At 71.3% G+C, this 23,484-nt stretch carries 19 protein-coding genes; 10 read left to right on the top strand and 9 right to left on the bottom strand.

Annotated features, from left to right (window positions below; genetic code table 11):
• Nucleotides 1–115 precede the first annotated feature (115 nt).
• The 3 genes from BMY74_RS24530 to BMY74_RS24540 are packed head-to-tail and all read left to right on the top strand — an operon-like array spanning nucleotide 116 to nucleotide 2,053.
• A complete protein-coding gene (locus BMY74_RS24530; RefSeq protein ID WP_089919958.1) occupies nucleotides 116–541 on the top strand; it encodes a helix-turn-helix domain-containing protein in 426 nt (141 codons plus the stop codon).
• The gene (locus tag BMY74_RS24535) at nucleotides 538–1,008 is read left to right on the top strand and encodes a hypothetical protein (RefSeq protein ID WP_089919960.1); all 471 of its coding nucleotides are present in this window, start codon (nucleotides 538–540) and stop codon (nucleotides 1,006–1,008) included. Before BMY74_RS24530 ends, BMY74_RS24535 begins: the two co-directional genes overlap by 4 nt.
• Nucleotides 1,001–2,053, top strand: a complete 1,053-nt coding sequence (locus BMY74_RS24540) for an MAB_1171c family putative transporter (protein ID WP_089919962.1) — start codon at nucleotides 1,001–1,003, stop codon at nucleotides 2,051–2,053. Before BMY74_RS24535 ends, BMY74_RS24540 begins: the two co-directional genes overlap by 8 nt.
• Here BMY74_RS24540 and BMY74_RS24545 read toward each other — a convergent pair.
• Nucleotides 2,043–2,783 (bottom strand): alpha/beta fold hydrolase, encoded by a 741-nt coding sequence (locus BMY74_RS24545; protein ID WP_218159720.1) that lies wholly within the window; start codon nucleotides 2,781–2,783, stop codon nucleotides 2,043–2,045. The two genes, BMY74_RS24540 and BMY74_RS24545, sit on opposite strands and share 11 nt — an antisense overlap.
• Nucleotides 2,784–2,970: 187 nt before the next feature.
• Between BMY74_RS24545 and BMY74_RS24550 the strand changes: the two genes are divergently transcribed.
• The 6 genes from BMY74_RS24550 to BMY74_RS24575 all read left to right on the top strand — a co-directional run bounded on the left by BMY74_RS24550 (nucleotide 2,971) and on the right by BMY74_RS24575 (nucleotide 10,815).
• On the top strand, nucleotides 2,971–3,549 hold the full coding sequence (locus BMY74_RS24550) for a TetR/AcrR family transcriptional regulator (RefSeq protein ID WP_089919967.1): 579 nt from the start codon (nucleotides 2,971–2,973) through the stop codon (nucleotides 3,547–3,549).
• A 99-nt stretch (nucleotides 3,550–3,648) separates the two neighbouring features.
• Complete coding sequence (locus tag BMY74_RS24555; RefSeq protein WP_089920270.1) at nucleotides 3,649–5,574, top strand: molybdopterin oxidoreductase family protein; 1,926 nt, start codon at nucleotides 3,649–3,651, stop codon at nucleotides 5,572–5,574.
• Nucleotides 5,575–7,344 (top strand): NAD(P)H-dependent oxidoreductase subunit E, encoded by a 1,770-nt coding sequence (locus BMY74_RS24560; RefSeq protein ID WP_089919969.1) that lies wholly within the window; start codon nucleotides 5,575–5,577, stop codon nucleotides 7,342–7,344. It begins immediately after the preceding gene.
• Nucleotides 7,341–8,264: a 2Fe-2S iron-sulfur cluster-binding protein gene (locus tag BMY74_RS24565; protein ID WP_089919971.1), complete on the top strand. Its 924-nt coding sequence runs from the start codon at nucleotides 7,341–7,343 to the stop codon at nucleotides 8,262–8,264. Before BMY74_RS24560 ends, BMY74_RS24565 begins: the two co-directional genes overlap by 4 nt.
• On the top strand, nucleotides 8,261–9,832 hold the full coding sequence (locus BMY74_RS24570) for an aldehyde dehydrogenase family protein (protein ID WP_245786332.1): 1,572 nt from the start codon (nucleotides 8,261–8,263) through the stop codon (nucleotides 9,830–9,832). The genes BMY74_RS24565 and BMY74_RS24570 overlap by 4 nt, the downstream gene beginning before the upstream one ends.
• On the top strand, nucleotides 9,829–10,815 hold the full coding sequence (locus BMY74_RS24575) for an acyl-CoA dehydrogenase family protein (protein ID WP_089919973.1): 987 nt from the start codon (nucleotides 9,829–9,831) through the stop codon (nucleotides 10,813–10,815). Before BMY74_RS24570 ends, BMY74_RS24575 begins: the two co-directional genes overlap by 4 nt.
• Before the next feature lie 4 nt (nucleotides 10,816–10,819).
• On the opposite strand, the gene BMY74_RS24580 is transcribed toward BMY74_RS24575, so the two are convergent.
• The 3 genes from BMY74_RS24580 to BMY74_RS24590 form a co-directional block, all read right to left on the bottom strand.
• Nucleotides 10,820–13,504 carry an AfsR/SARP family transcriptional regulator gene (locus tag BMY74_RS24580; protein WP_177229902.1) on the bottom strand — a complete coding sequence of 895 codons (2,685 nt, stop codon included), beginning with the start codon at nucleotides 13,502–13,504 and terminating at the stop codon, nucleotides 10,820–10,822.
• A gap of 309 nt (nucleotides 13,505–13,813) precedes the next feature.
• Nucleotides 13,814–14,437, bottom strand: coding sequence for a TetR/AcrR family transcriptional regulator (locus BMY74_RS24585; protein WP_089919977.1), 624 nt, complete (start codon nucleotides 14,435–14,437; stop codon nucleotides 13,814–13,816).
• Between the two features lie 9 nt (nucleotides 14,438–14,446).
• On the bottom strand, nucleotides 14,447–16,774 hold the full coding sequence (locus BMY74_RS24590) for a glycoside hydrolase family 3 protein (protein WP_089919979.1): 2,328 nt from the start codon (nucleotides 16,772–16,774) through the stop codon (nucleotides 14,447–14,449).
• Nucleotides 16,775–16,915: 141 nt separating this feature from the next.
• Between BMY74_RS24590 and BMY74_RS24595 the strand changes: the two genes are divergently transcribed.
• The gene (locus tag BMY74_RS24595) at nucleotides 16,916–17,617 is read left to right on the top strand and encodes an AfsR/SARP family transcriptional regulator (RefSeq protein ID WP_177229903.1); all 702 of its coding nucleotides are present in this window, start codon (nucleotides 16,916–16,918) and stop codon (nucleotides 17,615–17,617) included.
• A gap of 165 nt (nucleotides 17,618–17,782) precedes the next feature.
• Here BMY74_RS24595 and BMY74_RS24600 read toward each other — a convergent pair whose 3' ends face one another.
• The 5 genes from BMY74_RS24600 to BMY74_RS24620 all read right to left on the bottom strand — a co-directional run bounded on the left by BMY74_RS24600 (nucleotide 17,783) and on the right by BMY74_RS24620 (nucleotide 23,483).
• Complete coding sequence (locus BMY74_RS24600; protein WP_143091693.1) at nucleotides 17,783–18,580, bottom strand: hypothetical protein; 798 nt, start codon at nucleotides 18,578–18,580, stop codon at nucleotides 17,783–17,785.
• On the bottom strand, nucleotides 18,543–19,922 hold the full coding sequence (locus BMY74_RS24605; protein WP_089919985.1) for a hypothetical protein: 1,380 nt from the start codon (nucleotides 19,920–19,922) through the stop codon (nucleotides 18,543–18,545). Before BMY74_RS24605 ends, BMY74_RS24600 begins: the two co-directional genes overlap by 38 nt.
• A gap of 120 nt (nucleotides 19,923–20,042) precedes the next feature.
• On the bottom strand, nucleotides 20,043–20,609 hold the full coding sequence (locus BMY74_RS24610; RefSeq protein WP_342717859.1) for a hypothetical protein: 567 nt from the start codon (nucleotides 20,607–20,609) through the stop codon (nucleotides 20,043–20,045).
• Nucleotides 20,596–22,197, bottom strand: a complete 1,602-nt coding sequence (locus tag BMY74_RS24615; RefSeq protein ID WP_245786333.1) for a VWA domain-containing protein — start codon at nucleotides 22,195–22,197, stop codon at nucleotides 20,596–20,598. Before BMY74_RS24615 ends, BMY74_RS24610 begins: the two co-directional genes overlap by 14 nt.
• Before the next feature lie 149 nt (nucleotides 22,198–22,346).
• On the bottom strand, nucleotides 22,347–23,483 hold the full coding sequence (locus tag BMY74_RS24620; RefSeq protein ID WP_089919987.1) for a toxic anion resistance protein: 1,137 nt from the start codon (nucleotides 23,481–23,483) through the stop codon (nucleotides 22,347–22,349).
• Nucleotide 23,484 lies beyond the last annotated feature (1 nt).

Below are 23,484 nucleotides of genomic sequence, written 5' to 3' on the forward strand. Positions count from 1 at the left end.
GTTCATGGGGTGCCAAGAGAAGTAAACTGAGATGTCCAGCAGCTGTCAACTGGCGTGTAGACGAAAGCTCCATTCCCTGCACCTCAGTTCATGAGACGATCGCTAGCATGTCGCCATGGCAGAGGACGAGGGGATGCTTGCGGCGCGGGTCGACCACCTGTTCCGCACCGTGCGTGCTGACGACGGCGGTGAGTACACCTTCGAGGAGGTCGCCGAGGCGATCAGGGCCAAGGGCGGTCCGACGATCTCCGCCACCTACCTGTGGCAGCTGCGCAAGGGCGTGCGGGACAACCCGACGAAGCGTCACGTCGAGGCGTTGGCGAGCTTCTTCGGCGTGCCGCCCGCGTACTTCTTCGACGCCGATGAGGCGGCGCGCATCGACGCGGAGCTCACGTTGCTCAACGCGCTGAGGGACGCGCCCGTGCGTCAGCTCGCCCTGCGGGCCAGGGGACTGTCCGACAAGAGCCTCGCCACCATCGCCGACATGGTCGAGCGGGTGAGAGAGCTCGAAGGCCTGCCCCGGGAGGACGGCTCGAGGTGAGCGCCCGGAGGCTGCGCAGGCTCCTGCGCGGCCTGGACGTCCCGGTCCCGTTCGACGTGAGGTCGTTCGCGGACCGCATCGCCGAACGCCGAGGCCGTCCGATCCACCTCGTGCCCGTCGCCGGGCTCACCGGTGTCTGCGGTCTCTGGATCGCCACCGACGCCGCGGACATGATCTTCTTCGAGGAGGAGACCGCGCCGTTCCACCAGGAGCACATCGTGCTGCACGAGCTGGGCCACGTGCTGTGCGACCACTACCCGGCGTCGGCGACCCTCGCCGAGTTGGCGGAGCTGCTGCTGCCCAGCCTCGATCCCGCGCTCGTCCGGCGCGTGCTCGGCCGTGCCGGGTACTCCACGGAGGAGGAACGCGAAGCGGAGATGCTCGCGACCCTGATCCGCCAGCGCGTGCACACCGGAACCACGCTGGCCGACCGCCTCCGCGCCGCGTTCGACGGCTTCCATGGGTGAGCTCCTGCTGCGGTACTCGCCGCCCGCCGTCGCGTGGCTGATGGTGTTCAGCTGGCGCGACGGCCAGGACGCGATCCGGCGGCTGTTCCTCGGGCTCGCCGTGTCGCTGACGGTTCTCACCCCGGCCGGTCAGGTTGCGGTGGGGCACCTGACCGGGGCGAGCACCCTGGCCCGATTGCTCGGACACGCGGGAATGGTGCTCGTCGCGTGGTCGGCGCACGACCTCCTCGCTCACCTCAACGGCTTGCGGCGCAGCCGGTGGAGCACGTGGTGGACGGCGGGGATGTTCGGGGTGATGTGCCTGTTCTTCGCGCTGGAACCGAGCCTGCTTCCGCAGGCGCGGTGGGTCTTCGAGTACTGGGTGGCGTATCTGCTCACGCTCGCGCCCGCGTTCGGCAACGTGATCCGGCTCGGCTTGCGCTACTCCCGCACGACGTCCGACCGGACGCTGCGGCTCGGGCTGCGCCTGATCGTGACCGGCGCGGCGATGGCACTGGTGTACCTGGTGAACAGGGTCGTGCGCATCGCGTCGAGCCGCTTCGAGTTCGACTACCTGCTGGGGTGGAGCTTCTGGATGAGCGCGGTGCTGCCCAACGCCGCCCACGTCGTCGTCCTCGCCGGTGCCGCCGTCCCCGCCGTGGCGGCCTGGCTTCGGCGGTACCGGCAGTACTCCCGGCTCGAACCGCTCTGGACGGCGTTGGCCGACGCGGATCCCCGGATCGCGCTCAACCCGCACGTCGGCTGGTGGAACATGCGGATGCGCCTGTACCGGCGCGTGATCGAGATCCGCGACGGCCTGCTCGACCTCCAGCCGTGCCGCGACGCCGACGTCGCGGACGCCGCGCGGAGCAGGGCGGCGAGCCCGGCAGAGGTCGAGGCCGCGGTGGTCGCCGCCGCCATCAGGGCGCGGGGCGCGGCGCCCGCCAGGGTGGAGCCCGGTGCGGGAGCACCGGACCTGGACGCCGACACCGCGTTCCTGTGCGAGGTGTCGGACGCGTTCGCACTGCTCGACGATCGCCGCGTACCGCGCGGCCTCAGGCGTTGAGGAACTCCAGCGCCTGCTCGACGAACAGCTCGTGGTGCTGGAACAACGCGCCGTGCCCGGCGTCCGGGTAGATGCTCAACTGGGCGTTCGGCAGGTACCGCACGAGGTTGAACGAGCTGATCGTCGGGGTCATGACGTCGTTGTCCCCGTTGACGACCAGCACCGGCTGGCGGACGCTCGCGAGGCCCTCAGGCGAGCTCCTCGGCTCCCAGTTCGCCAGCGCCGTCGCCTGAGCGCCGACGGTCTCGTCGCTGACTTCGACGTCACGGTCCTGAGTCCGCTCGCTCAACCGCGCGAGGAACGCGTCGTCGGCGTGCTGGCTCGTGGCGGTGGGGGAGAAGAACAGCACGTGCTTCGGGTGCTTGCCCTCGGCGGCCGACCGCTGGAGCGCGTTCTGCAGCAACGCCAGCGCGTTGGCCGGTCCCTCGTCGCCGGCGGGTGAGGTGCCTGCGAGGATCATCCGCCGCACCAGGGCGGGCTCCCGCTGGGCGAGGACCTGGGCGATCATGCCGCCCATCGACACGCCGAGCAGGTCGACCTCGTCAAAGCCCAGCGCGCGCACGAACGCGGCGAGGTCCTCCGCCATCACCTCCACGGTGCCCGGGGTGGTGCCGCCCGAGCCGCCCACGCCGCGCAGGTCGACCAGGACGACGCGGTGCCGTTCGGCCAGGCCGTCGACCACGGCGGGGTCCCAGTCGTCGAGCGCCGCCGTGAAGTGGTGCAGCAACACCAGCGGGACCCCTCCGGTGAGGCCGACCTCGCGGTAGGCGAACGGGGTGCCGTCGACGTCCGACGGTGCGCGTGACAGCGGTGTTTGCAGACGTGGTTCCCTCGCGAATGCATACGATAACGATCGCTATGTAACGATCGTTATCGTATGATCATGGACCCAGCGGAAGTCAAGTCGGGAGTTCGGCGTGCGGTACGCGAAGGACCACAAGGAGCAGGCCAGGGCCGCGATCCTGGCCGCCGCGGCACGCCGGATGAAGGAGAAGGGCTTCCACGGCGTCGGCGTGGACGGCCTCGCCGCCGCGGCCGGGGTCACCTCCGGTGCGATCTACTCCCACTTCGGGAGCAAGGAAGCCGTTCTGGAGCAGGTGATCCGCGAGCAGGTCGGCGCGGAGTTCGGGATCCTCGACGGCGTCGAGGCGGGGGAGCGGCGGCGCCTGCTCGTCGAGTTCCTCTACTCCTACCTGGGCGACGAGCACGTCGGGGCCGTCGCCGACGGGTGCGTGATGCCGGCGCTGACCGCGGACGTCGCCAGGGCGGGCGAGCCGGTTCGCGCGGTCTACCAGCTGCGGATCTCCCGGCTGGTGGCGCTGCTCGCCCCTGCCATGCCAGGGGGCTCCGACGAGCGGAAACGCCGGGCGTGGGCCGTCGTCGCCGCCATCGTCGGAGCGGTCACGATCGCGCGGGCGCTGCCGGACGCGGCGCACAACCAGGCCGTCCGCGAGGCCACTCTCCGCTCGGTGGAAGTGATCATCACGCAGCCCTGACCCGCTGGGGCGATCTCGGGCCAATGCGCAACAGAACCGCATCTGGGGCTAGCGCATACCGAAGATTGCATACAGTATGGACAACAGGAGGTGCAGACCATGAGCAGGCGGAGGAAGACCGAGCCCTACGTGCGGCTGACCCAGCCGCTGGTCCGCGACGCCGGAGTCCTGCGGCCGGCGAGCTGGGACGAGGCGCTGGACAAGGCCGCGGAGGGCTTCCGCAGGAACGTGGCCGCCGGGGGGCCGGACGCGTTCGGCATGTTCTCCTGTGCGCGGGCCACCAACGAGATGAACTACATGGCCCAGAAGTTCACCAGGGCCGTGATCGGGACGAACAACGTCGACAGCTGCAACCGCACGTGTCATGCGCCGAGCGTGGCCGGGCTGGCCAAGGTGTTCGGCAGCGGTGGCGGCACCTCCTCCTACCAGGAGATCGAGGACGCCGATCTGATCGTCCTGTGGGGGTCGAACGCGCGGGAGGCGCACCCGATCTTCTTCCAGCACGTGCTGAAGGCCGTCAACAAGGGCGCGAAGCTATACGTGGTCGACCCGCGGCTGACGAGTACCGGCAAGTGGGCGCACCGGTGGTTGCGGCTCAACGTCGGCACGGACATCCCGCTGGCGCACGCCATCGCGCGGGAGATCATCGCGTCGAACCTGACGAACATGTCGTTCGTCGAGCGGGCGACCGAGGGCTTCAGCGAGTTCGTCAAGGCCGTCGAGCCGTGGACGTTGCCGGTGGCGGAGCTGGAGACCGGGGTTCCGGCCGAGCTGATCCGCGAGCTCGCGCACGCCTACGCCAAGGCCGACCGGGGGCAGCTGAGCTGGACGCTCGGCATCACCGAGCACCACAACGGCACCGACAACGTGCTGAGCCTCATCAACCTGGCGCTGCTCACCGGGCAGGTCGGGCGGTACGGGGCGGGGCTGAACCCGTTGCGCGGGCAGAACAACGTGCAGGGCGGCGGCGACATGGGCGCCATCCCCGACCGGCTGCCCGGGTTCCAGGACATCACCGATCCGGGCGTCGCCAAGAAGTTCAACGACGCGTGGGGCTCGAACTTCAAGGCGGCCAAGGGCTGGAACCTCACCCAGATGCTCGAGGCGATGGAACGCGGTGACATGACCACCGTGTACATCATCGGCGAGAACCCGGTGCAGTCCGAAGCCGACTGCGAGCACACGATAAAACGACTGTCCAACTTGGACCACGTCGTGGTGCAGGACATCTTCCTCACCAAGACCGCGCAGCTCGCGCACGTCGTGCTGCCCGCGGCGGCGGCCTGGTGCGAGACCGACGGCACGTTCACCAACAGCGAGCGCCGGGTCCAGCGGGTCCGCAAGGCCCTGACGCCACCGGAGGGCGCGCGGGACGACATCGAGATCATGGGCGAGATCGCGACGCGGCTCGGTGCGGACTGGCAGCACAAGACCGGTCAGGACGTGTGGGACGAGCTGCGCGCCCTGTCGCCGATCCACACCGGGATGACCTACGAGCGGCTGGAGGCGCTCGGCGGCATCCAGTGGCCGTGCCCGAGCGAGGACTCCCTCGAACCCAGCTTCCTGCACGGGCGGCTGTGGGAGGAGGACCCGGTCAAGCGCGGCATGCCCGCGACGTTCTCGCCGGTGCCGCACAGCCCGCCCGTCGACGAGCTGACGGAGGAGTTCCCGTTCCGGCTCACCACCGGGCGGCGGCTCGACTCCTACAACACCGGGGTGCAGTCCCACGGCTTCGAGTCGCCGCTGCGCGTCGGGGAGACGCTCGACCTGTGCCCGCAGGACGCCGAGGCGCTCGGGGTCGTGGCGGGCGAGGAGGTGGCGATCACCAGCCGGCGCGGGCAGATCCAGGCGCCGGTGCGGATCGACGACGGACTGACGCCGGGCCTGGTGTTCATGACGTTCCACTTCCCGGACGAGATCGACGTCAACGTGCTGACGATCGAGGCCACGTGCCCGATCGCCGGTACCGCGGAGTACAAGGCAGCGGCCATTCGCATCGACAAGCTTCCTGTGAAGGTGGGCTGAGTGGATCTCAAACTGCTCGACGTCGAGCCGTCCGAGGCCGAACGCGTCGTCGTGGACCTGTTCACGGGCATGGGACGGGACCAGCTCCTGCCCGCCCTGCACGCGGTCAACGACAGGGTCGGCTGGATCAGCCAGGGCGCGCTGAACCACATCTGCCGCGTCCTGCACGTCCCGCCGGCCGAGGCGTACGGGGTGGCGAGCTTCTACTCGCTGTTCTCGTTGTCCGAGCGGCCGGCAAAGGTCGTGCACGTGTGCGTCGACCTGGCCTGCCAGGTCAACGGCGCGAAGTCGTTGTGCGACAGGCTGACGAGCGAGCTCGGTCCGGCTGGGGCGAGGAGCGGGTGGTTGCGCAGCCCGTGCCTCGGGGTGTGCGAGAAGGCTCCGGCCGCGCTCGCGTTCCAGGCGGGGGAGGTGGCGAAGGAACAGCTCCTGGCGCCCACCACCGCCGGTGAGGTGATCGCGGTGGCGGCCGCTGGTCCCTCCCACGTGGACGGTGGGCGCGCGGAGGTGCCGCAGGCAGGTGCGGCCGGCCTGCGGCTGCTGAAACGGGTTGGCGTCGTCGACCCGGAGTCGCTCGACGACTACCGGGCGGCGGGCGGCTACGCGGCGTTGCGGACGGCCCTGCACCTGGGGCCCTCCGGGGTGATACGCGAGGTCACCGACGCGAAGCTGGTGGGCCGCGGCGGTGCGGCGTTCCCGACAGGACGCAAGTGGGACGCGACCGCCCGCCAACCCGTTCGACCGCACTACCTCGTCTGCAACGCGGACGAGAGCGAGCCCGGCACGTTCAAGGACCGGGTGCTGATGGAGGGCGACCCGTTCGCGGTGATCGAGTCGATGACGATCGCCGCCTTCGCGGCCGGGTGCTCGCGCGGGTACCTCTACCTGCGCGGCGAGTACCCGCGGGCCCTGCACCTGCTGCGCAACGCCATCGCCCGCGCTCGTGAACGGAACTTCCTCGGCGACAACATCATGGGCCACGAGGGGTTCTCGTTCGACATCGAGATCCGCCGCGGCGCGGGCGCGTACATCTGCGGCGAGGAGACGGCGATCTTCAACTCCATCGAGGGCTTCCGCGGTGAGCCGCGCTCCAAGCCGCCTTTCCCGGTGGAGTCGGGCCTCTTCGGCAAGCCGACCGTGGTCAACAACGTGGAGACGCTGGTCAACGTGCCGGTGATCCTCACGGAGGGGTGCGAGGCCTACACCCGCGTCGGCACCTCGGGCTCGACCGGGCCGAAGCTCTTCTGCCTGTCGGGCAACGTCAGTCGTCCGGGCGTGTACGAGGTGCCGTTCGGCACCACGCTCGGAGAACTCCTCGACCTGGCGGGTGGCGTGCCGCCAGGCCGGGAGCTGCGAGCGGTACTGCTCGGCGGGGCGGCAGGCGGGTTCGTCCGCCCGGACGAGCTCGACCTGCCGCTCACCCTGGAGGACGCGCGGGCGGCGGGCACCACGCTCGGTTCCGGCGTGGTGCTCGTGCTCGACGACACCGCCGACCTGGGCGCGTTCCTGTTGCGCATCGCCGCGTTCTTCCGCGACGAGTCGTGCGGGCAGTGCGTGCCGTGCCGGATCGGCACCGTGCGGCAGGAGGAGGCGATGGCCCGGTTGGTGGGCAGGCGCCCGTTGACCACCAGCGCCGAGGACCTCCAGCTGTTGAAGGAAGTCGGGCAGGTCATGCGCGACTCGTCCATCTGCGGTCTGGGTCAGACGGCCTGGAACGCCATCGAATCGGCCTTGTACCGCCTGGGCTACGCAGAGGAGGCGGCGTCATGACGATCGTCGAGATAGGCCTTCCGAAACGTCTGGTCGAGCTGACGCTGGACGGCGAGCCGGTGCGGGTGCTGGAAGGCGCCACGATCCTCGACGCCTGTACAGCGCAAGGGAAATCCATCCCGACGCTGTGCTACGGCGACACGCTGAAGCCCGCAAACGCTTGCCGCGTCTGCATGGTCGAGGTCGAGGGGTCCCGCACGCTCGTGCCGTCGTGCTCGCGCAAGGTCGAGCCGGGCATGGTCGTGAAGACGGACTCCGAGCGCACGAACCACAGCCGCAAGCTCGTACTGGAACTCCTCGGGTCCGCCACGGACCTCTCCACCACGCCGCACGTGGACGAGTGGATGTCGGCGTGCGGCGCCGACCCCTCCCGCTTCGGCCCGCCGGCACCGCCGTCGGCCGACCGGGACGACCGCCATCCCGGTGAGCACGAGGAGCCGGACGGGCAGACCGCCGCCACGGTGCGGCAACCGACCAAAGTGGACAATCCGCTGTACGTCCGCGATCTGAGCAAGTGCATCCTGTGTTACAAGTGCGTCGACGCCTGCGGCGACCAGTGGCAGAACACCTTCGCGATCTCGGTGGCCGGCCGCGGCTTCGACTCGCGGATTTCCACGGAGTTCTCCGCGCCGTTGCCCGAAAGCGCTTGCGTCTACTGCGGCAACTGCATCGAGGTCTGCCCGACGGGTGCGTTGAGCTTCAAGCGCGAGCACGACAAGCGCGAGGACGGCACCTGGGACGAAGAGGCCCAGACGCGGACCACGACCATCTGCACGTTCTGCGGTGTCGGGTGCAACCTCACCCTGCACGTGCAGGACAACGAGATCGTGAAGGTCACGTCTCCGCACGAGAGCACCGTCACGCACGGAAACCTCTGCATCAAGGGCCGTTTCGGCTGGCAGCACGTGCAGAACCGTTGATCACGCACACCGGGAGGGCGCTGGAGATGTCGTTGATCCTCAAGCCCGGCACCTCGTGGGACGACGTGTACGCGCGGTGCGTGCAGGTCGCACCCGAAGCGTTCCACGAGGACCGGCTGCTCAACCACTTCGGCGGCGGGTGGAGCCGTTCCGGCGAACCCGTGCCCGCCACCACGCCGGTCGACGGCACCACCACCGCGGGTCCGCCCTTCCTCGACTTCGACGTCGCGGGAAGGGCGGTGGTCGCGGCCGTCGACCAGCACGTCGAGTGGGGCAACGTGCCCCTGGCGGAACGCAAGGCCCGCGTGTCGGAGGCGTTGGACGCGCTCACCGAGCACCGCGACCTGCTGTCGTTGCTGCTGGTGTGGGAGATCGGCAAGCCGTGGCGGCTCGCGACGGCCGACGTCGACCGCTGCATCGAGGGCGTGCGCTGGTACGTCGAGGAGATCGACCCGATGCTGGCCGGCCGGGCGCCGCTGAGCGGCCCGGTCAGCAACATCGCCTCGTGGAACTACCCGATGAGCGTGCTGATGCACGCGATGCTGGTGCAGGCGCTGGCGGGCAACGCCGTCATCGCCAAGGCACCGACGGACGGCGGGGTGAGCTGCCTGACGCTCGCGACCGCGCTCGCCGTGCGGTCGGGCCTGCCGTTGACGCTGGTATCCGGGAGCGGGAGCGAGCTCGCGCCGGTGCTGGTCGGGTCGTCGTTCCTCGGTTGTGTGTCCTTCGTGGGCGGTCGTGACGTCGGCAGCTCCATCGCGACGCGCCTGGTCGACTCGAACCGCCGGCACGTCCTGGAGCAGGAGGGCCTGAACTGCTGGGGTGTGTGGGAGACCGACTCCTGGGACGTGCTCGGCACGCAGATCCGCAAGGCGTTCGACTACGGCAAGCAGCGCTGCACGGCCTATCCGCGGTACGTCGTGCAGCGGTCGCTGTTCGACAGGTTCCTCAGCGTCTACCTGCCCGCGGTGCGCGAGGTGACGTTCGGGCACCCGCTCGCCGTCGCCTCACCGGACGACGACCTGCCGGAGCTCGACTTCGGGCCGTTGATCAACGACGCGAAGGCCAAGGAGCTCGGCGACGTCGTGGACGAGGCGATCAGGGCCGGCGGCGTGCCGCTGTACCGGGGGACGGCCGCGTCGGGCCGGTTCCTGCCGGGCCAGCAGACCGCGGCCTACCTGGCACCGGTCGCGATCCTCGACCCGCCGCGCTCGTCCGTGCTGCACCACGCCGAGCCGTTCGGTCCGGTCGACACGATCGTCCTGGTGGACACCGAGGCCGAGCTGCTGGCCGCGATGAACGCCTCCAACGGCGCCCTGGTCGCGTCCTTGGCCTGCGACGACGAGGCCACGGCACGACGACTGAGCGCGGACCTGCAGGCGTTCAAGGTCGGGATCAACAAGCCGCGCTCGCGGGGCGACCGCGACGAGGTGTTCGGCGGTCGCGGTGCCTCGTGGCGCGGCGCGTTCGTGGGCGGCTCGCTGCTGGTCCACGCCGTCACCGAGGGCCCGCCCGGTGAACGCCCGTACGGCAACTTCCCCTCCTACTCGCTCTACCCGCCCACGTGACGTACCGGGCGGACCTGCTCCGCGTCGTGCAGAACGTGGTGGCGCCCAACGCCGCCGACGTCGACCAGCACTCCAGGTTCCCCCGCGCGGCCCTGAACGCACTGGGCGCGCGCGGGCTCCTCGGCATGACGATCTCCCGCACGGTCGGCGGGGGAGGCCAGGACGTCCGGTCGGCTGGACGGGTCGTCGAGGAGGTCGCCAGGGTCTGCGGCGCCACGGCTTCCGTGCTCCGCTCGCACTACTCCGCGGCCGCCGTGCTCGACCGCTCGGGCCCGCACCGGCTCCGCGCCGAGATCGCGGCGGGCCGGCACCTGTCGACGCTGGCCGCCTTCGGTTCGGCCGGTGAGGTGTCGGCCCACGGCGACGTGGTGCAGGTGCGGGCGCGCAAGAGCTGGGTGATCGCGGCGGGCGAGGCCGACAGCTACGTCTGGTCGTGCGGCCCGGCGCTGTGGCTCGTCCCGGCCGAGGCGCCGGGACTGCTGGTGCCGGCCGACCACGCCGGAATGGGCCTGCGGGGGACCGTCGCCACGTGCGTGGAGGCCGATCCCGTGCGGGTGCCGGCGTCGAACCGGCTGTGGGCGGAGGAACTCGCGTTCCCGTGGTTCATGGTGCTGGGAGCGGCGGTCTCGCTGGGACTGATGGAAGGGTCCCTGGCGGCCGCGATCGGCCACCTCGGCGGCGCGGACCCGCGCACCCGCCCGGACCTGGCGCGGATGCGGGTGCGCACCGACGCGGTCAGGGTCCTCTACAACGACACGCTGTCCGCCGTAACGTGGCACCCGGAACGGTCGCTCGACCGCGTCCGGCTGCTGGCGATCACGGCGACGGAGGCGGCCGTGGCGGTGACGGACCTCGCGATGAAGGTGTGCGGGGACGCGGCCTTCCGCCGGGACCTGGGCATCGAGCGCCGGTTCCGGGACGCGCGGGCGGCCGCGGCGATCGAGCCGACGGTCGACGCGCTGCTGGAGGCGGTGGAGATCTGACGGGCTACAGGCGCCCGCGGACCTCCTCCGCCTTCGGCTCGCCCAGTTCCTCGAACAACGCCACCGACTCGAGCCAGCACTTCTCCGCACCACGCCGGTCACCGAGCCCGTCCAGCGCCAGACCGAGGTTGTCGAGCGACTCCGCCTGCCCGTAGAGGTCGCCGATCGCCCGGAACGTCTCCAGTGCCCGGTCGACGTACGACACGGCCTGCGGGAAGTCGAGCAGGCCGCGGTGCACCTCACCGATGTTGTTGAGCAGGATGGCCTCGCTGTACGGGTCCTTGATCTCCTGCCGGATCTCCAGCGCCCGCAGGTACCGCGCCAGCGCCACGTCGAACCGGCCCGCGTCGGCGTGCAGGAGGCCGATGTTGTTCAGCAGCACCGCTTCCGTGTGGGTGTGGCCGAGCTCGCGGGCGATCTCGGCGGACTGCTCGTAGCACGCCAGGGCGTCGTCGACCCTGCCCTGCGCCATGTACGCGATGCCGAGGTTGTTGAGGGCCGGTTCCTGCCGCGCCTTGTCACCGAGCGCGCGGAAGATCGCGATGGCCTGCTGCGCGTGCTCGATCGCCTCGTCGTGCCGCCGGACCTCGCGCAGCGCGATGCCGAGCGTGATCAGCATCCTGCCCTCGGCCTCGCGGGCGCCGACGGATCGGGCGGCGGCCAGGGCGATCCCGTGCGTGTCGATCCAGTCCGCCCAGTGCTTGCGCAGGTTGAAGAAGTCCCACAGGCACTGGGCGAGGCTCCATGAGTGCTCCGGCAGGTCGTGCTCGGCAGCCTCGCGCACGGCGGCGACCAGGTTCGCCCGTTCGGTGTCGCACCACAGCAGAGCGGCGTCCCGGTCGGCGAACGTGCGCGGGTGCACGGACGGGTCCGGCGGCGCGATCTCCAGCTTGCGCTGGGGGTTCAGGCGTTGCGCGCTCTGCCAGGACGTGTGGACGTACCAGTCGAGCACGCGGCGGCGGGCCAGCGTGCGGGCGGGCGGCGGTTCGGCGGCCGTGACCTGCTCGACGGCGTACGCGCGCAGCAGGTCGTGCAGGCCGTAACGGCCGGGAGTGTGCTGCTGCAGCAGGTGTTCGTCGAGCAACGTCTCCAGCAGGTCGCCCGCCTCGTGCGCGGTCAGCCCGGCGAGGGCGGCGGCGGACTCGGCGGTGACGTCCTCTCCCGGGTGGAGTCCGAGGAGGCGAAACAGACGCCTCTGGTGGTCGGGCAACGCCTGGTACGAGAGGTCGAACACGCCCCGGACACCGAGACCGCCTCCCCGCTCCAGCTGCGCCACCAGGTCCCGCGTCGTCCACTGTGGACGGCGCGCGAGCCGTTTGGCGGCCAGCGCCACGGCGATCGGCAGGTGCCCGCACAGCTCCGCGATCCGTTCCGCGGCCTCGCGGTCCGCCTGCACCCGGTCCTCGCCGGCGATCCGGGAGAGCAGTGCCAGCGCCTCGCCGGGCGTGAAGACGTCGAGGAAGACGGACTTCACGCCGTCGAGCTGCAACAGGGTGCGGCGGCTGGTGATCAGCACCATGCAACCGGGGCCGCCCGGCAGCAACGGCCGCACCTGGTCCTCACCGGCGGCGTTGTCCAGCAGCACCAACGCGCGCTTGCCCGTCAGCCGGTCGCGGTAGAGCGCGGCGCGTTCCTCGAGCGACTCCGGGATCTGCGCGCCGGGCACGCCGAGCAGGCGCAGGAAGCCCTCCAGCACGGCGGACGGCTCCGCGGGCAGCTCGTCGGCGTCGAACCCGTGCAAGTCGGCCCACAGTTGCACGTCCGGGTAACGCTGAACGAGCCGGTGTGCCGCCCTGACCGCGAGCTTCGTCTTGCCGACCCCGGCCATGCCCTCGATCGCGGAGATCACGACCGTGGTCTGCGGACCCGGCTCGCACAGCCGCCGCAGCTCGGCCTCGCGGCCGGTGAACTCGGCGATGTCCATGGGCAGCTGGCGGTGCGCGTTCAAAGCCGCGGGCGAGGGCACCCGGCTTTCGAGGATCACCTGCTGCAACTGGCGCAACCGCGCGCCCGGCTCGACGCCGACCTGCTCGACCACGTGCCTGCGCGCCGTCGCGTAGGCCTCCAGCGCCTCGCCGCGACGACCGGAGCGGTCGAGCGCCACCATCAGCTGCGCCCAGAGCTCCTCGCGCAACGGGTGCAGCGCCGACTCCCGCCGCAGCCGGTCGATCACGTCGTCGAACCGGCCGAGCTCGATCGACGTCCTGGCGTACCTCTCGACGGCCGTGAGCCTGCGCTCCTGGAGCCGCGTGAACTCGGCGCGCAGCAGCGGCCCCGCGTTCAGCTCGGCGGTCGGGATGCCGTGCCACTTGGCGAGGGCCTGTCCGAAGAGGTCTGCCGCGGCTGCGGTGTCGTTGTCCGCCAGGGCGTTCTCACCGTCGCGGACGAGCTGGTCGAACGCGTCGAGGTCCAGCTCGCCGGGCTCGACCACCAGCTGGTAGCCGTGGCCGGGACGGGTGATCAAGCGGTCCCCGAGCACCTTGCGCAACCCTGCGACGTAGGTGCGCAGGTTCGACTCGGGTGACACCGGCGGTGAGTCCCAGACCGCCTCCGTCAGCTGTGCGACGCTGACCGCCTCGTTCGCGTGCAGCAACAGCATGGTGAGCACCGCGCGCTGCCTCGGTCCGCCGAGCTCGAGCAGTGTGCCCGACCGCCGTACCGCCAGCGAGCCGAGCAACAGGAACTCCACAGGTCGATCGCTCCTCGATGATCCGGTCGTTGGGTGCACGGCCATACTCGCGCACTTCTCGACGGCCTGTGCACGCCCTGGGCGAAATCTGTGCACGCCCCCTGTCATCTTTGTGTCCAGATCCGGTACCTGCGCCGCCGGGCCCGAAAGCTCCTGGGAGTGGGGGTCGGCGCAGTCGCCGGGTCCGGTTCCCCCAGAACCCGGCCGGCGTGTGAAAGTCACCGCGCACGTCGGCCACCTACCGCAAGACCGGTGGCCCGGGCGGGTCCCCCAGACTGAACCGGGCCACCACCTTGCGGCGGGGGAGGGTCAGCGCCCCCAGCGGGCGCGCAGAGTCGCGGTGAAGGCCTCGAACTCGGCCGTCATCGACATCTCGTCCGGGTGGAGCAGCCACTGCTGCTGCAACCCGTCGACCACCGCGATCGTCATGCGCACGAGCGAACCGACCGGCGCGTCCTGTGAGATCTCACCTCGTGCCTGGCCGGCGTGCACGGCATCGGTCAGCCACCGCCGCAGCCCGGAGTAGTGCTCCTGCACCCACCCGTGCGCCGGGTGGGCGGGTTCGGTCGCCTCGGCGGCCAGTCGCACGAACAACCCGACGAGGTGCGGCCGCGTCGAGTTGCGCGCCACCAGGGCACCCAGCGCGTCGAACGCCGCCCAGCCGAGCGGCGGACCGGCGCTCCCGGCGAGGAAGTCGCCGTCCTGCCGGTCGCGTTCCTCCAGCACGGCCGTCAGCAGCGCGGCCTTGCTCGGGAAGTGGTGCAGCAGACCGGACTGCGAGAGCCCGGTCCTCGCCGCCACCGCGGCGACCGACGTCCCCTTGAACCCGGTCAGCGCGAACAGCTCGGTCGCGACGGCCACAGCCTTGGCCCTGGACTCCTCACCGGACACGTCCACCCGCGACCTGGCCCGGTACCTCGGCGGGACCGACACGGCGTCACCTCACTCCTGATCAGCGGGCAGGGTAACGCGGACGTCGCCGAGCCCGCGGGCGATCAGCACCTCTCCGCCGGTCAGCGGGTGCCAGCCGTCCTGCCAGACGCGCTGGACCCGCGGGTCGCAGGGGACCTCGACGCGCGCGGTCTCGCCTGGAGCGAGGTCGGCGACGGCGAAACCGATGAGGCGGACAGGCTCGTCGCGAGGACGCAGGTAGACCTGCACGACCTCCCGTCCCGTCCGGTCACCGGTGTTCATGACCTCCGCGGACACCGAGCCGACCAGACCGTCCACAACGGACAGCTGTGCGGTCCCGTACTCCCAGGTCGTGTAGCCGAGTCCGTGCCCGAACCAGAACAGCGGGTCCGTCGCACCCCGGTAGCCGATCGCGGTGCCCTCCGAGTAGACCAGTTCGCCGTCGGACGGAACCAGGTTCAGCGCGTCGGCGTCCGCCCGCGGGAACGTCGTTACCAGCCGCCCGGCCGGTTCGACGTCGCCGAGCAGCGCGGCCGCCACGGCGTCACCGGCCTCCTGCCCCGGTAGCCCGGCCCACAGCACGGCGTCCACCTGGTCGAGCCACGGCATGAGCACCGGCGTGGCCGCGTTCACCACGACGACCGTGCGCCGGGCGGCCGCCGCCACCGCCGCGACCAGCGCGTCCTGCTCGCCGGGCAGCGCGAGCGTGGTCTTGTCGAAGCCCTCGGTCTCCTGCTCCTCGGTGAGGCCGACGACCACGACCGCCACGTCCGCCTCGCGCGCGGCCCGCACCGCGGCGCCGATCGCGTCGGCGGGGGAGCGGGGGACGGGCTGGGTGATCAGGCCGACCAGCGCGCTGGCGCCGCGGACGCGGGCCGTGATCCGGTCGCCGGGCGACAGCAGGACCTCCGCCGTCCAGTGCGGCGGCTTGAGCAGCGCCTCCTCGACGATCCCGTCGGCCCACGCCAGGAGCGTGGCGTGCTGCTTCCCGCCGACCTCGACGGTCCACTCGCCGAACCCGCGCACGCCGATCAGCATCCGCGTGGGCTCGTCCAGCACGACCTCGCCGGACACCTCGATCGACGTGGCGCCCTGCGCCCACCCGCCGTACGCGGCGAGCTCGGCGATCTCCATGTCGCGGGTCGCGAGCACCTCGCCGTCCGCGTCGAACGTCGTGGCGCGGACGGCCGTCAGCACCCCGGCGCCGGGAGCGGCGTACCGGAGCCTGACCTCCACACCGTCCACAACGGACACCGCGTTCCCGAGTCGCGAGGTCAGGCCGTCCGCGATGCTGATCACGTGCGGTGGCCGCACGCCGGCCGATCCGCCGCCCTGGGCCACCGTGTCGATCGCGTGGCGGCCGATCAGCGCAACGCTGTCGTCCCGCAACGGCAGCACACCGGAGTTCTTCAGCACGGTCATGCCGCCGGCGGCGAACCTCCGCAGCTGCTCACGGCGGAGCGTGCTGTCCGGCGCGGGCAGGTCCCGCGGCCACGCGCGCTGTTCGCCGAACGCCCCGGTCCGCGACGCCAGCAGCAGCAACCGGGCCACGTGGTCGTCGATGGTCGACTCCGCGACCTCGCCCGCCTCCACGGCCGCGACCAGCTTGTCCTCCCACGGCCCGCCGGGGCCGGGCATGGCGAGGTCGAGGCCGCCGTTCGCGCTCGCCGCCGTGGACTTCGTGGCGAACCAGTCGGACATGAGCAGGCCGTCGAAGCCCCACTCGCCCCTCAGCACGCCCTCGACGAGTTCGGCGTGCTCGGTCGCGGGGACGCCGTTGACGTTGTTGTAGGCCGCCATGATCGCCCACGGCGAGGAGTCCTCGACCACGATCTCGAACGGCAGCAGGTAGATCTCGCGCAGGGTCTTCTCGTCGAGCACCATGCTCGCGGTGCGGCGCTCGGTCTCGGACTCGTTCGCCACGTAGTGCTTCGGCGTCGCGGCGATGCCCTTGTCCTGCAGGCCGCGCACGTAGGCGGCGGCGATCGCGGCCGTGAGCAGGGGATCTTCGCTGTAGGCCTCGAACAGGCGGCCGCCCAGGGCGGTGCGGTGCAGGTTGATCGTCGGGCCGAGCACGACGTGCACCTGCTGGGCCGCCGCCTCGTCCGCGAGCACCTCGCCGACCTCGCGCGCGAGCGCCGTGTCCCAGTGCTGGGCGAGCAACGTGGCGTTCGGCAGGACGCAGGCGATCGTGCCGCCGCGCAGTTCGGCGCCGCGGACGCCGGTCGGGCCGTCGGACAGCTTCAGCGACGCCAGTCCGATCTCCGGTTCGTCGTGCAGCGCGAAGAGTGCGGAACCGGTCAGCAGCCGGACCTTGCGAGGCAGGTCCAGGCGCGCGATCGCCTTCTCGATGTCCATGCCCCGAGCACACCAGAACCACCGACCGTGTGGTCGGTCGGTATATGTGCCTGTTACCGCTCGGTTATCTCGCGGTGATGTGACGCGGCGCGGCACACCCGTGGCACGCCTCTTCCTGTGTCCACGGGGAGGGGAATGGTGATGAAGGTCGAGGTGCGGCTGCTGGGGCCGCTCGAAGTGCGCGGACCGAACGGACCGGTGCACTTCACCGGGGCGCGGCGGCGGGCCGTGTTCGCGTTGCTGGCGTTGAGGACCGGCCGTCTGGTGTCGAGATCGGCGCTGGTCGACGGCCTGTGGGGCGAGGACGTGCCGCCGACGGGCACCAAGACGCTGCAGGGGCACGTGGCGAAGGTCCGTCGGGCGCTGGAACTGGCCGGGGCCGACGGCGTGGTGCTGACGCGCGAACCCGGCTACCTGCTCGACGTGACGCAGGTCGTCGTCGACGTCGAGGAGTTCGACGAACACCTGCGCCGCGGCCGGTACGCGGAGGCGATCGCCCTGCACCGCGGTGATCCGCTGGCGGACTGCCCCGTCGAGGGCTGGGCGGACGCGGAGGTCGTGCGGCTGCGGGAGGCGCTCGCGTTCGCGGAGGAGAACCACGCGGCGGCGTTGTGCCTGGACGGCCGGTACGCCGAGGCGATCGCCCAGCTGGAACGGCTCGTCGCGCTGTACCCGCTGCGGGAGTCGTTGTGGGAGCTGCTGATGGAGGCCCAGCACCGGGCGGGCCGCGCCGGTGACGCGTTGCGGACGTATCGGCGGGTGCGCGCGCTGCTCGTCGAGGAGTTCGGGCTGGAGCCCGGTTCGGCGTTGCGGCGCAGGGAGGCGGCGGTGCTGGCCGGCTGAGGCGCTGTGGCCCGTGTCGGGGGTGCGGGCCACAGCGCCTCAGCTCGCGGACGGCGCTTCCCCCTCGGAGGCGCCGGCCTGGGGTGATCGCGGCACGCCCTGGGGGGTGCGTGCCGCGATCCGGTCTCATGGTGCCGGTCGGCGGTGGTCAGGCGGTGGTCAAGATCAGCCGGGCCGGTACGAACAGCGGTAGCCGGTGGTCACGGCGTCGCGCAGCGCGTCCGCCGTGGGCTGCTCGGTCGCCGCGATCGCGTCTATGGCACGCCGGATCGCCTTGCGCACCGCGGTTCTGGCGCGTTCGGCCGGCCCGGCGAAGTTCCGGCCGCGACCGCCCATGCCGGTCTCGCGTTCGAGGTGGCTGAGCAACGCCTCCAGTTCGGCCTCCAGACGCGGTGTCGGGTTGTCGTCGAGCTGTGCGCGCAGGTCGCGGATGCGGGTCAGGTAGGCGGCACGGGCCACCGGGTCGAGCACCGGCTGGTTGCCGCTGTCCTCACCGCCGACCAGGTCCTCGACGCGGATCTCCTTGCCGTGGTGGGACACCACCCACCACACGTTCTCCTTGCGGATCACGATCCGGCCGGCCAGCCCGTCCCGTGCTCGCGTCCACAGCGCGGCGCGTTCGTCCATGCCGATCGCCTTCGCGTCGCGGATGGCGACGTCGAACAGTTCCCGCCCGCGGTCGCCGCCGACGAGGTGGGCGAGCGTGGCACGGGCGTAGGCGGTCATCGGCAGGTTGCCGAGCCGGATGTTCGTGGTGACGGCGCGTTCCAGGTGCCCGGTCGCGAGAGCGGACTCCCCGAACGTCGTCGCGGCGATGCCCAGCAGCAGTTCGGTCGAGCCGAAGCAGACGATCGCCGTCGCCGGGACCACGGGCAGGTCCGCGAACGGTTCCAGCAACCGGTACGCCTCCCGGGCGATCTCGGCCTCACCCAGCGCCGCCGCCACGTGGACCACGCAGAACATGCACGTGATCCACGTGCTGGACAGCGGAACCGCGCTGAGTCCGTTGATCGTCAATCGATGCATCGCCGACCGGGCGCGATCCCGTTGTCCCGCTTCGAGAGCCAGCAACGCGAGTGCCGCCTCGAAGCTGAACTCCAGGTCCGGCAGGGTGGGGGGAGTGCGTGACCTGCTCGGCGAGGTCGACCAGTTCGCCGCCGCGGCCCTGCAGCCAGCGGATCGCGAACAGGTGCGTGCTGTGGAACGTCTCCGCGTCCACGTCGCCTGCTTCGAGCCCGATCCGCAGGCAGTGCAGGGACTTCTGCTCGGCCTCGGCGAACCTTCCGGCGCGGATCGTGCGCATGACGTCCATCGCGGCGTGGAAGAACAGCAGGCCCGGATGGTTCGCCGCCCGTCTCGCGAGTTCCACCTGCGACCGTTCGGCGTGCGGGTCGCCCAGGCAGAACAGGTCCATCGTGCGGCGGCACAGGCCGCTGAGCGCCAGCAGGCCGAGTCTCGCCGCCGACGCGACGGAGACCAGTTCGTCGGCGAGCGCCAGCCGCAGGGCGGTGTGCTCCGGCGACCACAGCGCGTGGTGGGCCAGCGACAACGCCTCGGCGAGAGTCCGCGGGTCGCCGGTCGCCCTGGCCATCTCGAGCGCCTCCAGCACGGGCTCGGTCTCACGTCGCTCGTAGGCGTGCTCGGCGGCGAGCCTGGTGATCAGCCTGGTGCGCAACGGTTCGGGCGGGTGCCCGTCGAGGGCTTCGCGCAGGCGCGCGATCGCGAGGGCGCGGTCCGCTCGGGCGCGGAACTTGTTGACCCACATGCCGGGCAGGCCGAGCGCGGCCTCGGGGTCGCCGTCGCGGGCGGCCTGGTCGAGGAGGTCGCGGGCCTCGGTGATCCGGCCCTCCGCGAATGCGGTGTGCGCACGCTCGACGAGACGGGCCGCGTCCTGTCCCGGCGGCGACGGGAGGACAGGTGTGGACGTGACGACGATGACGACGGGCAGGCGGTGGACGCTGCCCGCCACGACCTGCGTGAGCCGGGCCGCCTCCTCTCCCGCCAGGTCGACGTCGTCGACCACGATCAACGCGGGTGTCCCTGCCAGTGCCTCGACGACGTCCTCCGGTGCGGCGTCGAGCGTCGAGGTGTCGGCCCCCAGGCCCGCCAGCACCGCCTGCCACGGCCAGAACGCCGGGGCGTCCGCGCGGCAGCCGGCCCAGGCGACGGCGAACCCGTGCGCCCGCGCCAGTTCCGCCGCCCGGACCAGGTGCCGCGTCCGTTCGGCGCCCGGTGGCCGGGTGACCGCGAAGAGCTGCCCGGACCCCAGTTTCGCCCGCTCGAACGCCGACTCCGGCACCAGCACAGCTTCACCCTCGAATGCACTTCTCCAGCCAGGACCGGGGAAACCTAGCGGAGTCCGCCGACCGCCACGTACGCGGTCGGCACGCATTTACGGGCAAAGCTTCAGCGAGGCGGGAACCACCTACTCGCGGTCCTCCAGGTAGCGGGTGTGGTCGGCCTGGCGTTGCGCGTCGGCGGCGTGGAACCGTTCCGCTGTCCTGATCGCGTCGGCGTGCAGCAGGTCCAGCTGCCGCACCAGTTCCGCGCCCGAACCACGTGCGGCGGCGTACCACCACGGCAGGTTCAGGTAGGCCTGCACGGACAGCGGCAGGTCGGTGCCGACGAGCCTCGTGACGGCGTGCAGGGCGTCCGGGTCGGCGCGCAGCTCGCGAGGGCGGTCGAGGACGCCGTGCAGGACCTCGGCGATCTCCGCGACCTTCGGCGCGACCTCGTCCGGCACCTTCAAGCCGTGGGCCTTCCGCACCAGCGCGTCCAGTTCGGACTTGAGCGCGCCGGCCTCCTCCTCGGGGTCGGTCACCAGTGTGATGCGCTCGGGTGGGGCGAGCAGCGCGCCGACGCCGTAGAGGCCGACGACGACCACGACCCAGTGGGAACCCGCGAGCCCGGCGAAGTGCAGGCCGAGCCCGATCAGCCCACCCGTGCAGCCGGCGAGGTTCTTCCAGGAGGCCAGGTACCTACTGATAGCCACGGATCTCCTTGAAAGCGGCGGAGAGCGAGCGGCTGCGGGCGTCGAACACCTTGCCCCCGCTCATCTTCGCGACCTGCTCCATCTCGGCCGTCGCGCTCTCGCCGAACAGCACCGGGAAGATCGGGATGCCCCTGAGGTCCTGCGGCAGCGCCTGGTGGAACAGCTGGAAGTCCAGGACGTCCTCGCTACCGGTGTTCTCGCCGTCGGTCATCAGCACGATGGACGTGAACCGGTCGGGGTCGGCGTCGATCTGCTGGCGCAGCACGTCGTAACCGCCGCGCAGACTGCTGTAGATCGCCGTGCCGCCGGACGCGTCGAGGTTCGTGGCCGTGGTGCGGATCTGGTCGAGCACCGGGCGCGGGTCGTCCTGCGGCACCTCGTACTTCAGCGCCGGCTTCGCACTGCTGCTGAACGGCAGCAACGTGACCTGCTCGCGCCCGTGGAACCGGCTGAACCTCCCGGCGAGCGACTCGTCGGCCCCGGTCAGGCCGGTGAGCGCCTGGCGCAGGCCGTCGATGCGGTCGCCCTGCATCGAGCCGGACGTGTCGAGCACGTAGAGCGTGCGGGACGGGCGGCGCAGCTGGTCGAAGTACGTGGTGATCAGACCGTCCACAGCGGACTGGCTGCCGGGGAACGGCAGTTCGACGAGGTCCCTGACGGCGAACTTCGCGTCGAGCTGCACCTGGGGCGTGGCGGGGCGCCGGTGCGTGGTCTCCATGATCTTGCGCTGGACGTCCTGCGACTTCAGGTGGTCGGACAGCTTCTGGTGCGCCTCACGGGCATCCGACGTCGCCGACGTGAGCAGCGTCAGCGGGTAGTCCGCAGTCACCACCCCGTCGCTCGGGTAGACCAGCGTCAGCGGCTGGGGCGACGACAGCAGCACCGACTCGTAGTTGATCAGACCGTCCACTTCGGCACCGGGGTCCTCCCCTCTGGCCCTGCGCTGGAACGCCTCGGTCAGCCAGCCGGAAGAGCCCGCGGACAGCTTCTGCGCGGAGAAGAACTGCTTGAGCTGCGGCGCGACGGCGTTGATGCGGGCCGCGTCCAGGGCCGAGCCCTCACCGGACAGCGCGGCCGCGACGCCGACGAGTGCCGAGAACCCGGAGTTCGAGGCGGACGGGTCGGTCATGCCGTAGGTGAACTTCTGCGCGCCCGCGGCTGCGGCGATCTCCGCCCAGCCGACGCGTTTCGTGTCCCAGCCGAGTTCCTTGACCTTTTCGGCGGGCAGACCGAGCACGACGGGGGAGGACATGACCTTGGTGGGCGTGCCCAGTCGCTTCTGGGCTTCGGGCACGAGTTCGAGGTAGCGGTTGGAGGAGAACCAGACGGCGTCGAAGCCCTTCTCGGCCTCACCACTGGCGACCTTGTCGGCGCCTTCGATGGTGCCGGTGAAGCTGAACTTCACGGTGACGCCGGTGGCCTCGGCCGCTTCTTCCAGGATCGGCTGGAGGTCGGCCAGTTCGCTGCCGGCCAGGACGCGGAGGGTGCCCGGGGTGGGGTCGCCGACGGGTGTGGCGGGGTCGGGGGAGTCGGAGCATCCCGCTAGCAGCGCCAGGGCGGCGGCTGCGGGGAGGAGGCGGCGGATCATGCGGGCTCCTGGGAGGAGGCTGGAGTGGGAGGTGTGTGGGCGGCCGGTGGTGGGGCGGCGGGTGTCGGCGCAGGTGTGCGGGCAGGTGGCGGTGAGAGGTGCGGGGTCAGCGGCCACGCCTCGGCCGGTCCCCGGTCTTCCGCAGCCGGTCACTGCTGGTCCCCGGTCTCCCGCACCCGGCTGAGGTGGTCGTGCGCGCGCCTGATCTCCGCGTCCAGCGCCGACACCGTGCTCGACATCGAGTCGGCCGCCCGCGCCTTGAACGTGTCGATCGCGTCGATCGCCGCGTAGATCTGGTCGAACGAGGTCCGCACCGCCTCGATGCCGACGGCCGGCGTGGACGCGATGCGCTGGACGTCCTGGCCCTGCACCGACATCAGCGTCGCGTTGGACTTCAGGATCGAGTCGGTGAGGCCTCGGACGGCGTCCACCTGGTCGATCACCTCGCGCTGGCCCGCCAGGGCCGCTGCCACGGCCACGCCGATGCGCAGGGCGGTGACGGTGGTGCTGACGGCGCGTTCGATGCCCTTGACGAGTTCGTCGTTGTTGCGGCGCACCACGTCGAGGGCCAGGTAGCCCTGTGCGCAGACGGCGAGCTGGGTGAGGAGGTCCTGGTGTCGCCTGCGCAGGCCGAAGAGCACGTCGGCGCGGAGTGCCTGGGCGAGGGCGGGTTCGGCCAGGTCGAGGATCGCGACCTGGCGTTCCACCGCCTCGTCCATCTCGGCGGCCAGGGCGGCGTCGCGGGAGAGCCGCGTCATCAGATCCCAGAGGCGTTGCCGTTCGCCCTTGATGGCGGCGTTGTCGCGCTTGAGGGCGTCCTGGCCGGAGCGGAGTTTCAGCACGATGCGGTTGACCGGTTCGTCGGCCGCGCGGAGGCGGGCCAGCAGGCTCCTCGCCGCGTTGCCGCCGGGCAGCAGGCCGAAGAGCTTGCGGCCGGTCAGCTTGCTCAGGTCCTGCGGGTCCAGTTCGCGGACGGAGCGCCGCAGTTCGGTCAGGCTGGTCGAGACCTGGGCGCCGTGCGGTGACGAGACCGACGCCAGCGTGCGGTCGAGCAGGCGACCCGCGATCTGGGCCGCGACGCGCATCTCGGACTCGCCGAGCACCAGCGCCTCGTCCACGATGCGGCCGAAGTCGGGCGACTGCGGGTCGACGGCGGCCAGGGAGGAGACGAAGGCCTCGGCACGCGCCGACAGCTCTGCCTTGTCGGACAAGGGGATCAGGCCCGCGGCGCGGTCGGCCGGGACGGGCTCGACCGGGTCCGGTGGCGTCAGCACGAAGTCGGACATG

The organism is Lentzea albida, from assembly GCF_900111005.1.
GTDB lineage: Bacteria > Actinomycetota > Actinomycetes > Mycobacteriales > Pseudonocardiaceae > Lentzea > Lentzea albida.

What these genes read in the sequence shown, in the direction of transcription:
- BMY74_RS24530 (WP_089919958.1), top strand. Translation starts at nt 116, where the DNA reads ATGGCAGAGGACGAGGGGATGCTTGCGGCGCGGGTCGACCACCTGTTC.
- BMY74_RS24540 (WP_089919962.1), top strand. Translation starts at nt 1,001, where the DNA reads ATGGGTGAGCTCCTGCTGCGGTACTCGCCGCCCGCCGTCGCGTGGCTG.
- BMY74_RS24620 (WP_089919987.1), bottom strand. Translation starts at nt 23,483, where the DNA reads ATGTCCGACTTCGTGCTGACGCCACCGGACCCGGTCGAGCCCGTCCCG.
- BMY74_RS24555 (WP_089920270.1), top strand. Translation starts at nt 3,649, where the DNA reads ATGAGCAGGCGGAGGAAGACCGAGCCCTACGTGCGGCTGACCCAGCCG.
- BMY74_RS24615 (WP_245786333.1), bottom strand. Translation starts at nt 22,197, where the DNA reads ATGATCCGCCGCCTCCTCCCCGCAGCCGCCGCCCTGGCGCTGCTAGCG.
- BMY74_RS24600 (WP_143091693.1), bottom strand. Translation starts at nt 18,580, where the DNA reads ATGTTCTGCGTGGTCCACGTGGCGGCGGCGCTGGGTGAGGCCGAGATC.
- BMY74_RS24565 (WP_089919971.1), top strand. Translation starts at nt 7,341, where the DNA reads ATGACGATCGTCGAGATAGGCCTTCCGAAACGTCTGGTCGAGCTGACG.
- BMY74_RS24590 (WP_089919979.1), bottom strand. Translation starts at nt 16,774, where the DNA reads ATGGACATCGAGAAGGCGATCGCGCGCCTGGACCTGCCTCGCAAGGTC.
- BMY74_RS24595 (WP_177229903.1), top strand. Translation starts at nt 16,916, where the DNA reads ATGAAGGTCGAGGTGCGGCTGCTGGGGCCGCTCGAAGTGCGCGGACCG.